12 protein-coding genes and 1 riboswitch are annotated in these 13,014 nt (G+C 75.7%); of the genes, 3 read left to right on the top strand and 9 right to left on the bottom strand.

The window, feature by feature from the left end; genetic code table 11:
* Nucleotides 1-8: 8 nt before the first annotated feature.
* The 3 genes from QDR37_RS04165 to QDR37_RS04155 all read left to right on the top strand — a co-directional run bounded on the left by QDR37_RS04165 (nt 9) and on the right by QDR37_RS04155 (nt 4,800).
* Complete coding sequence (locus QDR37_RS04165) at nt 9-2,477, top strand: family 78 glycoside hydrolase catalytic domain (protein WP_279712321.1); 2,469 nt, start codon at nt 9-11, stop codon at nt 2,475-2,477.
* A gap of 138 nt (nt 2,478-2,615) precedes the next feature.
* Complete coding sequence (locus tag QDR37_RS04160) at nt 2,616-3,965, top strand: carboxylesterase family protein (RefSeq protein ID WP_279712320.1); 1,350 nt, start codon at nt 2,616-2,618, stop codon at nt 3,963-3,965.
* A 4-nt stretch (nt 3,966-3,969) separates the two neighbouring features.
* A complete protein-coding gene (locus QDR37_RS04155; RefSeq protein WP_279712319.1) occupies nt 3,970-4,800 on the top strand; it encodes a PfkB family carbohydrate kinase in 831 nt (276 codons plus the stop codon).
* A gap of 85 nt (nt 4,801-4,885) precedes the next feature.
* Here the strand turns inward: QDR37_RS04155 and ribH are convergent, their stop codons facing one another.
* From ribH to trpS, 9 genes are all read right to left on the bottom strand, one after another.
* Nucleotides 4,886-5,371, bottom strand: a complete 486-nt coding sequence (gene ribH / locus QDR37_RS04150; RefSeq protein WP_279712318.1) for a 6,7-dimethyl-8-ribityllumazine synthase — start codon at nt 5,369-5,371, stop codon at nt 4,886-4,888.
* Entirely contained in the window at nt 5,368-6,648 is a 1,281-nt protein-coding gene (gene ribA / locus QDR37_RS04145; RefSeq protein ID WP_279712317.1) for a GTP cyclohydrolase II, read from the bottom strand. Before ribA ends, ribH begins: the two co-directional genes overlap by 4 nt.
* Complete coding sequence (locus tag QDR37_RS04140) at nt 6,648-7,271, bottom strand: riboflavin synthase (protein ID WP_279712316.1); 624 nt, start codon at nt 7,269-7,271, stop codon at nt 6,648-6,650. Before QDR37_RS04140 ends, ribA begins: the two co-directional genes overlap by 1 nt.
* Nucleotides 7,272-7,285: 14 nt before the next feature.
* Nucleotides 7,286-8,323: a bifunctional diaminohydroxyphosphoribosylaminopyrimidine deaminase/5-amino-6-(5-phosphoribosylamino)uracil reductase RibD gene (gene ribD, locus QDR37_RS04135; protein WP_279712315.1), complete on the bottom strand. Its 1,038-nt coding sequence runs from the start codon at nt 8,321-8,323 to the stop codon at nt 7,286-7,288.
* A 67-nt stretch (nt 8,324-8,390) separates the two neighbouring features.
* Nucleotides 8,391-8,544: riboswitch (FMN riboswitch) on the bottom strand.
* Between the two features lie 39 nt (nt 8,545-8,583).
* Nucleotides 8,584-9,474 (bottom strand): alpha/beta hydrolase, encoded by an 891-nt coding sequence (locus QDR37_RS04130; RefSeq protein ID WP_279712313.1) that lies wholly within the window; start codon nt 9,472-9,474, stop codon nt 8,584-8,586.
* Nucleotides 9,471-10,619: an FAD-binding oxidoreductase gene (locus QDR37_RS04125; RefSeq protein ID WP_279712311.1), complete on the bottom strand. Its 1,149-nt coding sequence runs from the start codon at nt 10,617-10,619 to the stop codon at nt 9,471-9,473. The genes QDR37_RS04130 and QDR37_RS04125 overlap by 4 nt, the downstream gene beginning before the upstream one ends.
* Nucleotides 10,620-10,672: 53 nt before the next feature.
* Entirely contained in the window at nt 10,673-11,401 is a 729-nt protein-coding gene (locus tag QDR37_RS04120) for an HAD family hydrolase (RefSeq protein ID WP_279712310.1), read from the bottom strand.
* Nucleotides 11,398-11,952 (bottom strand): GNAT family N-acetyltransferase, encoded by a 555-nt coding sequence (locus tag QDR37_RS04115; protein WP_279712309.1) that lies wholly within the window; start codon nt 11,950-11,952, stop codon nt 11,398-11,400. The genes QDR37_RS04120 and QDR37_RS04115 overlap by 4 nt, the downstream gene beginning before the upstream one ends.
* Nucleotides 11,952-12,959: a tryptophan--tRNA ligase gene (trpS, locus tag QDR37_RS04110; RefSeq protein WP_279712308.1), complete on the bottom strand. Its 1,008-nt coding sequence runs from the start codon at nt 12,957-12,959 to the stop codon at nt 11,952-11,954. Before trpS ends, QDR37_RS04115 begins: the two co-directional genes overlap by 1 nt.
* Nucleotides 12,960-13,014 lie beyond the last annotated feature (55 nt).

The raw sequence follows: 13,014 nt of genomic DNA, 5'->3' as shown, positions 1-13,014 counted from the left end.
AGGTCCCGATGCCCGATGTCGCTCCCCACGCCTGGCCGCGCTCCTGGCGGGGATCCTGGATCGGCCTCGAGCCGCCCGCGGCGCCGGCGGGCGGTGAACCGCAGTGGCACGGGGAGGGCGGCGGCGACTTCGCCCGCACCCTGTTCCGCCGCCGTGTCGAGCTCGCCGCCGTCCCGGCGTCGGCGCCCTTCCGGCTCACCGCCGACTCCCGCTACCTGCTGCTCGTGAACGGGCGCGAGGCCGCACGCGGCCCGGTCCGCTCGCAGCCCCGTCGGCTCCGCTACGACGAGGTCGACCTCGCCCCGTACCTCCGCGAGGGGGAGAACACGGTCGTCGTGCTCGTCACCTACTACGGCGTGCCGAACTCGTTCTGGCAGCCGTCGGCGTTCAACGAGGGCCTCGGGCGGGTCGGCGTGCTCGTCGCGGAGGGCGAGCTCGGCGAGGTCGAGGTCGCCACGGACGGTGGATGGGAGGCGAAGGCGGTGCCGGCGTGGACGGCCGCGCCGCGCGCCGGGATCGACGGCGTGCCCGTCGAGATCCTCGACGCCCGCCTGCTCGACCCGTCGTGGCGCGACGGCGGCGGGCACGGCTGGAACCCTGCCGCGGTGCTGCCGGCGACGCACATCGGCTCGCTCGCGCGGTCGCAGCCGCCAACGGATCCCTACGGCCCCCTGCTCCCGCGGCCGATCGGGCAGCAGGGCGACGACATCGTCCGCCCGCGCAGCGCAGCGGTCGCGCCGCCGGTGCCCGGTGGCGCCGATCCGGGCGACCACCCGGTCGACGACGTGCTGCGCGCCTGGAGCCGGTTCGCCGGCCGCGGCGAGCCGCAGGATCCCGCCGTGCTCGCCTTCGACGCCGGCGCGGGGGAGACGCGCGGCGTGGAGCTCGACTTCGGCCGCATCACCGCCGGGCTCGTCGAGCTCGCCCTCGACGCTCCGGAGGGCACCGTCGTCGATCTGCTGTACCGCGAGAAGCCCGCAGCGGAGCGTGACGCGGAGGAGTTCTCGGTGCCGCGCACCGGTGCGCGCTACATCGCCCGCGGTCATGACGACCGGTTCGAGGCGCTCGAGGTGAACGGCTTCCGCTACGTCACCGCGCTCGTCACGACTCCGGTCGCGGCGCGGGTCGCGATCACGGGGTTCGCCGTCCGCGAGCGCACCTACCCCATCACGGGCGACGCCTTCTTCCGCTCGAGCGATCCCGAGCTCGACGCGCTCTACACGGCGGGCCGCCGCACCGTGACCCTGAACGCGCTCGACGCCTACATCGACTGCCCGACCCGCGAGCAGCGGGCGTGGGTGGGCGACGGCGTCGTGCACCAGTCCGTGCATCTCACCACCTCGACGGACTGGCGGATGGCCGCCTGGTACGTCGAGCTCGGCAACTCCCCGCGAGCCGACGGCATCCTGCCGATGACCGTCGTCGGCGAGATCGAGTACAGCGGCGCGGCGACGATCGCCGACTGGTCGCTCTACTGGATCCGCGGGGTCCGGAACCTGCACCGCTACGCGGGCGATCGCGGTGCGGTGCAGGCCGCGCTGCCGACCGTGCGGCGCATCCTCGAGTGGTACGGGCCGTACCTCGACGAGAGCGACGTGATCGCCGACGTGCCCGAGTGGAACCTCGTCGACTGGTCGAGCCTCCTGCTCACCGGTCGCAGCGCGATCCTCACCGCGCTCTGGGCGCGCGGCCTGCAGGACTACGCCGAGCTCGCCGAGGCGCTGGGCGACGCGGGCTCGGCGGCGTGGGCGCGGGAGCTGCACGGTCGGGCCGCGCGCGGCTTCGAGCAGTTCTGGGACGACGAGCGCGGCACGGTGGTCGACCACGTGCTCGGCGGGCGGCGGGAGCCGGCGGCCTCGCAGCTCGCGGGCGCCCTCGCGATCGTGTCCGGGCTGCTGCCGCAGGAGCGGGTCGGCCGGGTGATCGACTGGATCGGCGATGCCGACCGCTGGGTGGTGCGGTCGTGGATCGGGGGCGACGGCGGTTACGACCAGCAGAAGATCCTCGACCAGATGCGGGGCGTGCAGACCATCGACTGGGACGCGGAGCGCGAGGTCGTCGTCGCCGAGCCGTTCGCCGCGCACGTCGTGCACGACGCGTTCGAGGCAGCGGGCCGCACCGATCTGGTGCTGACGAGCATCCGCCGCTGGTCCGTCTTCCTCGAGGACTACGACACGTTCGGCGAGTGCTGGGGCTGGGGCACGCCGGTGCACGGCTGGAGCTCCACGCCGACGCGCGACCTCGTGGTCGGCGTGCTCGGCGTCACCCCCGCCGAGCCCGGCTTCGCCGTGGCGCGCGTCGCGCCGGCCGTCGGCCTCGTCGAGCGGTTCGAGGGCGCCGCGCCGACCCCGGCGGGGCTGCTCCGCGTCGCGGTCGACGGCACCGCGATCCGCGTCGAGTCGCCGGTGCCGTTCGTGCTGGCCCTGCCCGACGGCACCGAGCAGCGCCACGAGGCGGGCACCATCACCATCCCCTGACCACCTTCGCGGATCCGGACTTCTCGCGCGGATCCGGACTTCTGGCCCGACACGCCGTGATCGCTGGGCTGTGAGCGGCGTGTCGCCGAAGAACTCCGGATCCGCGAACTCGGAGGACGGATGCGCCAGCCTGGTGGGGTGCGCGACGAGCCCGGGCCGCTGTTCCAGACCCCGCTCGGCGCCTACGAGGGCGTCCGCGACGGGGACGTCGTCCGCGTGCTCGGCGTGCGGTACGCGACCGCGGCGCGGTTCGCGGCGCCCGTGCCGGTGCCGCCGCACGAGGGCGTCGTGCGCGCGGTCGAGCCCGCGCCGCTCTGCCCGCAGCCGCTCGCGCCCGGCGGCCGGCTGCTCGGCGACCCGAACCGCGGCGTGACGTACGACGAGGACTGCCAGCGGCTGTCGATCACCGTGCCGGCCGATCTCGCGCCGGGGGAGCGGCTCCCCGTGCTGGTGTGGATCCACGGCGGCTCCTACGTCTCAGGCGGCGGCGACCTGCCGATCGCCGACCCGGCCGCGCTCGTCGCCGGGGAGCGCGTCGTCGTGGTCGCGGTCACCTACCGCCTCGGCGTGCTCGGCTTCCTCGGCGACGGCGCGAGCGTGCCCGCGAACCTCGGGCTGCTCGACCTGCTCGAGGCGCTCCGCTTCGTGCGGGCCGCGGTCGCCGGCTTCGGCGGCGACCCGGAGCGCGTCACGCTGTTCGGCCACTCCTCGGGCGGCGACGCGATCGCGCACCTGATGATCGCGGACGGCGCCGAGGGCCTCTTCCGGCGCGCGGTCCTGCAGAGCGCACCCTTCGGGATCCGCCGGCGCCGCAGCCGGATGACGGCGCTCATGCTCGCCGCCGTCGGGCGCCTCGAGCCGGAGGCCGCCGAGGACGTGCTGTTCGCCGCGCAGGGCCGGGCGCAGCGGGCCGCACGCCGGTTCGGCTACCGGGCGGGGATGCCGTTCGGCGTGCAGTACGGGCACGCGCCGCTGCCGCCGGAGGACCGTGCCGACGAGGCGTGGCGCCGGGTCGCGCCGCGGTTCGACGTGCTCGTCGGCTGGTCCGCGGAGGAGACCGCCCTGTTCGCCGCCCTGGTGCCGGCGATGGTCCGGCTCTTCGCGCTGCCCGTGCTCGGACGGCCGGTCCGGTCCGCGCTGCTGCGCGCCACGACGGACGCCGTCTACCGCCGCGGTGGCCGCGCCTTCGCCACGCTGCTCGCGCGGGCAGGCGCCCGCGTGACGACCTACGAGCTCGCCTGGCGGCCCCCCGGCGGCCTCGGCGCTGCCCACTCGAGCGAGCTGCCGCTGCTGTTCCCGAGCGTGTCCGGGTGGGCGGGGGCCCTGCTGATCGGCGACGTCGACCCGGCCGCGCTCGACCCGCTCGGCCGCGGGATGCGCCGGGCGTGGGCGGCCTTTGCGCGGGACGGCGTCGTGCCCGCGGTGCGGAGCGCGGTGCCGCTCCGCATCCGGCGCCCGGGTCCCCGCCTCTCGGCGATGGGACGATGACGGCATGCCGACGGTGTGGGTGCTCGGAAGTCTGAACGTGGATGCGATCGTGCGGGTCGAGCGTCATCCGCAGCCGGGGGAGACCGTGCTCGGCGGTCCGGTCGACATCCGCTTCGGCGGCAAGGGGGCGAACCAGGCGGTCGCGGCCGCGGGCGCCGGCGCCACGGTGCGCATGATCGGCCGGGTCGGCGACGACGCGGACGGGCGCGCCTACCTCGACTCGCTGCGCCGCCACGGCGTGGACGTCCGCGACGTGCGGGTCGACCCGCGCACCGCCACGGGCCGTGCGGCCATCGCCGTCGATGCGGGCGGGGAGAACACGATCATCGTGTCGCCCGGCGCGAACGCCGCGGTCGACACGACCGACCTCGAACCGCTCGACGCGGTGGCCCCGGGCGACGTGCTCCTGCTCCAGCTCGAGGTCGACCTCGCCGTCGTCGCCGAGGCGGCGAAGCGGGTCTCAGCCCGGCAGGGGCGGGTCGTGCTCAACGTCGCCCCGTACGCGGCGCTGCCGCCGGACGTCCTCGACCTCGGCGACCCGGTCGTCGCGAACGAGAGCGAGGCCGCGGCCCTCGCTGCGGCGGGCGCGACGCCGGGCGAGCTGCTCGTGACCCGCGGCGGTGCGGGCTCCTCCTGGGGCGAGCTCCGCGTGGCCGCGGACCGGGTCGCGGACGTCGTCGACACGACGGGCGCGGGGGACACCTACTGCGGCGCGCTGGCGGCGGCGCTCGCCCGCGGCGAGGACCGTGAGCCCGCGATGCGGGAGGCGTCGGCCGCGGCGGCCCGGAGCGTCACCTGGTCCGGCGCCCAGCCCGACCCGGGCAACCGCGTGTAGGTACTCCGCGCCCGTGTAGGTGCGGAAGCCGGGTGTCGCACCTACACCAGGACGAAGTACCTACACGCGGTACTGGTGGGCGGGTTCAGCGCAGGCCGGAGGCCCGCAGGTCGCGCAGCAGCGCCGCCGTGCGGAGGGCCGCGGCGGCCGCCTCGGCGCCCTTGTCCTCCTTCGACTCCGGGAGTCCGGCCCGGTCGAGGCCCTGCTGCTCGTCGTCGAGGGTGAGCACCCCGAACCCGACGGGCTTGCCGGTGGCGATCGCCACCTGCGTGAGCCCCTGCGTCGCCGCGCTCGACACGTACTCGAAGTGCGGGGTGCCGCCGCGGATGATGACGCCGAGCGCGACCGCCGCGTCGGCGCCCGCCTCGAGCGCCGCCTTCGCGGCGACCGGCAGCTCGAAGCTGCCGGGTACCGCCAGCTCGACGACCCGCGCGCCGGACGCGTCGAGCAGGCGCCGGGCGCCGGCGAGCAGCGCGTCGGCGATCCGCGGATGCCAGGTGCCGTGCACCACGGCGACCGTGAGGCCGGTGCCGTCGACCGGCGTCTCCTCGGGGCGTCCCTCGGCGCTCACCTCGCGCTCCCATCGGCAGCGGCGGCGAGCGGGTGGAGCGCGGCGTCGTCGATGAGGTGGCCCATCCGCTCGCGCTTCGCCTCGAGGTAGGCCTCGTTCACGTCGCCGACGCCGACGACGAGCGGCACCCGCTCAGCGACGTGGACGCCGTGCTCCTCGAGCTGCGCGATCTTGTTCGGGTTGTTCGTGAGCAGCCGCACGTCGTCGACGCCGAGGTCGCGGAGGATCACCGCGGCCGCGACGTACTCGCGGGCATCGGCCGGCAGCCCGAGCGCGAGGTTCGCGTCGAGGGTGTCGAGACCGTCCTCCTGCAGCCGGTAGGCGCGCAGCTTGTTCACGAGTCCGATCCCGCGTCCCTCGTGCCCGCGCAGGTAGACGACGACGCCGCCGTCCTGCTGGATGCGCTCGAGCGCCGCATCGAGCTGGGGGCCGCACTCGCACTTCAGGGACCCGAACGCCTCGCCGGTCAGGCACTCGGAGTGCACGCGGACGAGCGCGCCGGGGCCGGGCTCGCCGACGATCAGGGCGACGTGCTCGTCGCCGTTCAGCTGGTCCCGGTAGGCGCGCACGCGGAAGACGCCGTGCTCGGTCGGCAGGTTCGTCTCGACCTCGAACGTGATGCGCGGCGGGGGCGGCGGGGTGCTGATCCCCACCTGGCGGCAGAGGCCGGGGTTCGCGTCGAGATGCGCGACGATCGCGGCGACGGTGGTCACCGGCACGTCCTCGCGCTCGCCGAGCTCGAGCAGCTGCGGCAGCCGCATCATGGTGCCGTCCTCGGCGGTGATCTCGGCGATCGCCGCGACGGGCTGCAGCCCCGCGAGGCGCATGAGGTCGACGGACGCCTCGGTGTGCCCCGGGCGCACGCGGCTGCCGCCGTCGACGGCGCGCAGCGGCAGCACGTGACCGGGCCGGCTGAGCGCGGACGGCGTCGCGCCGGGGTCGGCGAGCACGTTCAGCGTGTGCGCCCGGTCGGCGGCGCTGATGCCGGTGGCGTGCCGGTCGGCGGCGTCGACGCTCACCGTGTAGGCCGTGCCGCGGGGGTCCTCGTTGAACCGGACCATCATCGGCAGCTCGAGCCGGTCGGCGATCGCGTTGCTCATCGGCGCGCAGAGGAAGCCGGAGCTGTGGTTCACGATCCAGGCGATCGTCTCCGGCGTGGCGTGCTGCGCCGCGATCACGGCGTCGCCCTCGTTCTCACGGCACTCGTCGTCGGCGACGATCACGACCCGCCCGGCGCGGAGCGCGTCGAGCACCTCGGGGATGGGGGTGAGCGCCATCAGCCGACCGCCGTCCGCTCGGGCGCGAACGCGAGCAGCCGCTGCACGTGCCGCGCGAGGACGTCGGTCTCGAGGTTCACGCGAGCGCCCGGTGCGAGCGCACCGAGCGTCGTGGCGCGCAGCGTCTCGGGGATGAGGCTCACCTCGAACCAGAACCCGTCGGCCTCGCCGATGGCCGAGACCGTGAGCGAGACGCCCGCGACCGCGATCGAGCCCTTGTCGACGACGAGCGGAGCGAGATCCTCGGGGAGCGAGAACCGCAGCACGCGCCAGGCGCCCTCGTCGCGCACCGACTCGAGCACGCCGACGCCGTCGACGTGGCCCTGCACGATGTGGCCGCCGAGCCGGTCGCCCACCTGGGCCGCCCGCTCGAGGTTCACGTCGTCGCCCTGGCCGAGGTCCGCGATCGCGCTGACGGCGAGGGTCTGCCCCATGACGTCGGCGGTGAAGCCGCCCTCGTGCCGGTCGACGACGGTGAGGCAGACGCCCGAGACGGCGATGGAGTCGCCGTGGGCGGCGTCGGATGCGGTGAGCGGCGCCGCGACGGTGAGGCGTGCGCCGCCGTCGGGCGTGCGCTCCCAGGCGAGCACGCGCCCGCGCTCCTCGATGATGCCGGTGAACATGGTTCGACTTCCCTTCAGGGGGTGCCCGCAGGATGCGGGCGGGCGGCGACCAGCACGTCGGTCCCGAGCGTGCGCACCTCGCGCACGTCGAGCCGCAGCTGGTCGGCGATCGTGGCGACGCCGAGATCGGTCGTCGCGAGGCGGGAGCCGCCGAGCAGCGTCGGCGCGAGGTAGACGAGCACCTCGTCGACGAGGCCGGCGGCGAGGAACGCGGAGACCAGGGTGGGACCGCCCTCGAGGAAGGCGCTCGTCACCCCCTGCTCGGCGAGCGCCGCGAGCACGGCGGCCGGTTCGTGGCGGCGCACCTGCAGCAGCGGGCGCGGGTGCCGCCGGACGGCGGCGTCGCCGGGCACGTCGCGCCGGCCGACGACGACCGGCAGCGGCTGCGCGGGCAGCAGCCCGTCGGCGCCGCGGGCGGTGAGCGCCGGGTCGTCCGCGAGGGCGGTGCCGGTGCCGACGACGATCGCTCCGTGCTGCGCGCGGCGGCGGTGCACGTCGGCGCGCGCCTCGGGTCCGGTGATCCAGCGGCTGGTGCCGTCGGCGGCCGCGATGCGGCCGTCGAGGCTCGATCCCCACTTCGCCGTCACCCAGGGCCTGCCGAGCCGGATCGCGGCGCGCCAGCGCTCGTTCAGCGCGTCCGCCGCGTCGGCGAGCAGCCCCTCCTCGACGGCGACGCCCGCGGCGCGCAGCCGGGCGGCCCCGCCCGAGGCGAGCGGCAGCGGGTCTCGGGTCGCGAAGACGACGCGGGCGACCCCGGCCTCGATCAGCGCGACGGCGCACGGACCCGTGCGGCCGGTGTGGTTGCACGGCTCGAGGGTGACGACGGCGGTCGCGCCGCGGGCGGCGCCCTCGGGCAGTCGCGAGAGCGCGTCGACCTCGGCGTGCGGGGTGCCGGCGCCGCGGTGGTAGCCCTCGGCGAGCACCTCCCCGTCGGCGGAGAGCAGCACGCAGCCGACCTGCGGGTTCGGGCCGCCCGCGGGACCGAGCGCCGCGAGCTCGAGGGCGCGGCGCATCGCCTGCTCGACGGTCGTCGTCGTGCCGGTGGTGGTCATCGCGGAGTCCTCGGTGGGCAGGCTCCGGGGTGCGCGCCGCGGGCCGTGCCGCGGACGGCACCGCCCACCTCGTGCTTCTCCCATCCAGACTGTGACTGTCGGTCCCGGAGTTCCACCGGATCGGCCCCGCCCTCGTCGCTCCCTCGATGAGGAGCGCCTTCGGACGGGGTTCGCGGACTATGACCGCCGGTTCGGAATTGCACCGACCCCGGAGCACGAAACGTGTAGCTGTGTTGTAGCAGACACGGCGCGGAGCCTTCCTATTCCCGTCGTTCCGTGACGATCCGGTCCGGCCCCAGGAACCGCAGCACCGCGTCGGGGCGCTCGACCGCGGCGAAGTGCCCGGCGCCCTGCAGCACGAGCTCGGCGCCGTCGGGGAGGAGGGCGGCGAGCGCGGCTCCGTCGCCCGCGCCGACGAACACGTCGCGCGCGCCTCGCACCGACCGCACGGGGCAGCGCACACGGCGCCAGGTGGCGAGGTCGTAGGCCGCCGCGGCCCGCGTCGCGAGCAGGAAGGGCACCGGCCGGATCTCGTCCGCGAGCGCCGCGATGACGGCCTCGTCGACGCGTGCGACGTCGGCGAACAGCGGTGCGGCGAGCGGCCGCAGCAGGCCGAGGCGGGCGAGCAGGCGCAGCAGGCCGCGGCCCGAGCGGGGCAGGGCCGCGAGCGCGCGCATGGCGAGCAGCATCCCGGCGAACCAGGGCAGCCGCAGGCCGCCGCGGAGCGGTCGGCGGATCGCGTCGACCACCGCCGCACCGGTCGGCGACACGAGCCCCACCGCGACGGTCGCTCCGGGCTCCCGGGCCGCGAGGTCGAGGGCGACGAAGCCGCCGAGCGAGTGCCCGAGCACGGTCCAGCGCTCGTAGCCGAGCGCACGGGCGACGCCGGCGACGGCGCTGCTCACCGCCTCGACGTCCGCAGGGCGCGCGGGCGCCGCGGACTCGCCCCAGCCGGGCAGGTCCGGCGCGACGACGTCGGGGATCGTCGGGTCCGCGGCGAGCAGCGGCGCCCACGTCGTCCACGAGCCGGCGGCCCCGTGCAGCAGCACGGTGGCGACGGCGCCGGTGCGCCGCCCCGTCCGCACGACGACGGGGCCGAGCGGGGTCGCGACGACCTCGCGGGTGAGCCCGAGGGCGTCCGGATCGATCACACGGGGGATTCGGCGCCGACGGCCGTCGCGGCTGCTGCGAGGGCGTCCCGGTCGGGGCGGATCGCCTCGAGCACGCCGTCGAGCCCGTCGAGGCCCGACGGGACCCCGAGCAGGTCGGCGGCGACCACCTCGCCGAGCGCGGCGGAGGTCTGGATGCCGAAGCCGCCCTGGCCGGCGAGCCAGTAGAGGCCCGGCACCTCGGCGTCGCGGCCGACGACGGGCAGGCCGTCCGGCGCGACGGTGCGCAGGCCCGTCCAGGCGCTCGTCGCGCCCGTCAGCGCCAGGTCGGTGACGGCGTTCAACCGCGCGACGACCCTGGCGACCACGTCCGGGCGCGGCCGCGCGTCCTCGGGCTCGCTCGGCTCGTCCTCGAGCACGCAGCCGAGCAGCGTCGCGCCGCGCGGCCGGAAGTAGAAGGTGTCGGCCGCATCCGCCGCCATCGGCCAGCCCGGCTCGACGGGCCGGGCGGTCGGCTCGACGACCGCGACCGTGCGTCGCTTCGGCACGAGGCCCCGTGGGGCGCCGCCGACGAGCGCCCCCACCCGCTCGGCCCACGCGCCGGCGGCGTTCACGACGATCGCGGCCTCGATCGTGCGGTCCCCGGCCGTCAGGCGCCACCGCTCACCGGCCTGCTCCACACGGGTGAGCGGCGACGACAGCAGGATCCGCACGCCGCCGGCCTCGGCCGCCGCGCGGTACGCCTCGAGCAGCGCCGGCACCCGCACCTCGACCGCGGAGTCGTCGACCGCCGCGTCGCGCAGCAGGTCGGGGCGGAGCGCCGGGAGGCGCCGCACCGCCTCGCGGGCGCCCAGCTCGGTGAGCCCCGGCACCGTGGCGAGCAGGTGCTCGAGCTCGGTCCGGTCGTCGGCGTACGACAGCCAGAGCAGCGGGCGCGGTGTGAAGATCGGCTCGCCGAGCCGCTCCGCGATGCGGGCGACGAGCGGGATCGAGGCGCTCGTCAGCCGCCGGGCGGCGTCCGGCCCGTAGGTCGGCTGCATCTGCTCGGCCGACCGGCTCGACGTGTGGAGGTACAGCGACGGCTCGGTCTCGAGCACGACGGTGCGGGCACGGCCGCGGAGCGCCGCGGCGAGCGACAGCCCGGCGACGCCGCCGCCCACGATCGCGATGTCCACGACGTCCGCCATCCGCGCCTCCCGCCCTGTCCCTGCTCAGGTCTACCGCACGAGCGGGGGCACGATCAGCGGCCGGCGAGCAGGTCGGGCAGGCCGGTGAGGTCCGGCAGCACGGCCACCCCGAGCGCGGCGGCCTCCGCCTGGTGCTCGGGCAGGGGCCGCGCATCGGTCCGGTTCAGCCAGACGCCCGTGAGGCCCGCTCGGGCGGCGCCGACGGCGTCGGTGACGAGGCGATCGCCGATGTAGGCGGCCTCCCCGGGCCGCGCGCCGAACAGCGTGAGCGCGGCCCCGAAGATGCGCGGGTCGGGCTTCGCGACGCCGAGCTCGCCGGAGGTCACGAGGTGCTCGACGCGGTCGGTGAGCCCGAGGGCCTCGAGCTTCGCGGTCTGGAAGGCGAGGTCGCCGTTCGTGATGATGCCGAAACGGACCCCGGGCAGACGCCGCTCCAGCTCATCGAGGCAGGGGAGCGCGTCGTCGTGGAGCCGGAACGCGGCGCGGTAGCGCGCCAGGTACTCCTCGAACCAGGTCTCGGCCTCGTCGTCCTCGAGCACGGTGCCGTAGGGGGCGAGGAAGTCGCGCGCCCGCGCTCGCCGCTGCCCGAGGTAGTCGAGCTCGCCCGTCAGGTAGCGGGCGTAGTGGTGCTCCTCGAGCTCGGTCCACCGGCGCTGCTCGGCCGCGTCGTCGAGGTGGGCGATCCGCTCGAGCGTGTCGAGCGTCGCGAGGAGGCCGTCGTCGACGGCGCCGCGGTGCGAGAACAGGGTGTCGTCGAGGTCGAACAGGACGACGCGGATCACGCGACCGCCTCCGGCCACCCCGGCTTCGGCGCGCGGTCGTCGTCGCGGCGCAGCACCCCGTGCCAGGCGTCCGGGTAGGCGCCGTCGCGGCTCCGGATGCGGCTCGGGGCCTCGCCCGTGTAGGTGAAGCCCGCCCGGCGTGCGGTGCGTGCCGACGGCACGTTGCCCCGGACGCACTCCCAGCGCACGAGCTCCTGGCCCTGCGCGAAGCGGTGGTCGAGCACCGCGGTGAGCGCCTCGACGAGGTAGCCCTGCCCGCGGTACGGGGCGCCCATCCAGTAGCCGACGTCCTCGAGCGCGCGGCGGGCGCTGATCATGCCGAGCAGCTCGTTCGTCGCGGCCAGCCTGATGCCCCACGACTCCTCGCTGCCGTCCCGCCACCCCGGCGCCACGACGTGCTCGAGGAACGCGACCGCGTCCTCCCGCGTGTACGGCGACGGGACGGTCGTCCAGCGCTGCACCTCGGGATCGGCGCAGTACGCCGCGATCGCGTCGACGTCGTCCACCGTCGGCGGCTCGAGGACGAGCCGGGACGTGCGGAGGGTGATCATCAGAGCCTGGGGAACAGGCCGACGCGGTCGTAGACGGCGCGGACCTTCGCGTCGGCGATCCCGGCAGCCCGCTCCGCGCTCGCCGTGAGGATGCGGTCGAGCTCCGCGGGGTCGCGCTGCAGCTCGAGCGCCCGCTCGCGCACCGGAGCGAAGGTCTCGACCACGACCTCGGCGACGTCGCGCTTGAAGTCGCCGTAGCCCCGGCCCGCGTACTCGTCCTGCAGCGTCGCGATCGGCACCCCGCGGAACGCCGACAGGATCGTGAGCAGGTTCGAGACGCCCGGCTTCTCGTCGCGGTCGAACACCACCTCGCGGCCCGTGTCGGTGACGGCGGACCGGATCTTCTTCGCGGTGACGGACGGCTCGTCGAGCATCCAGATCACGCCCGCCTCGCTCGCGGCCGACTTGCTCATCTTCGACGTCGGGTTCTGCAGGTCGTAGATGCGCGCGGTCTCGCGCTGGATGAGCGCCTCGGGCACGACGAACGTGTCGCCGAAGCGGGCGTTGAACCGGCCGGCGAGGTCGCGGGTGAGCTCGACGTGCTGCCGCTGGTCGTCGCCCACGGGCACGGCTGCGGCGTCGTAGAGCAGGATGTCGGCCGCCATGAGCACCGGGTACGCGAAGAGGCCGAGCGACGCGGCGTCGGCGCCCTGGCGGGCCGCCTTGTCCTTGAACTGCGTCATCCGGCTCGCCTCGCCGAAGCCGGTGATGGTGTTCAGCACCCAGGCGAGCTCGGGGTGCGCGCCGACCTGCGACTGCACGAACATCGTCGACCGGGACGGGTCGATGCCCGCGGCGATGTACTGCGCCGCGAGGCTCCGCGTCTGGTCGCGGAGCGAGGCCGGGTCCTGCGGCACGGTGATCGCATGCAGGTCGACGATGCAGTAGATCGCGTCGTAGGCGTCCTGCAGCTCCTTCCACTGCAGGATCGCGCCGATGTAGTTGCCGATGTGCAGCGAGTCGGCGCTCGGCTGGATGCCGGAGAAGAGGCGGGGCTTGTCGGTCATGGCGATGCCTTCAGAACGAGAACGGGGAGGTCCGGCGGGAGCGGCCGGGACGCTG

Source organism: Amnibacterium sp. CER49 (assembly GCF_029846255.1).
GTDB lineage: Bacteria > Actinomycetota > Actinomycetes > Actinomycetales > Microbacteriaceae > Amnibacterium.
Note: the sequence above shows the minus strand (reverse complement) of the source record. Positions and strands in the feature narration are given on the sequence as shown.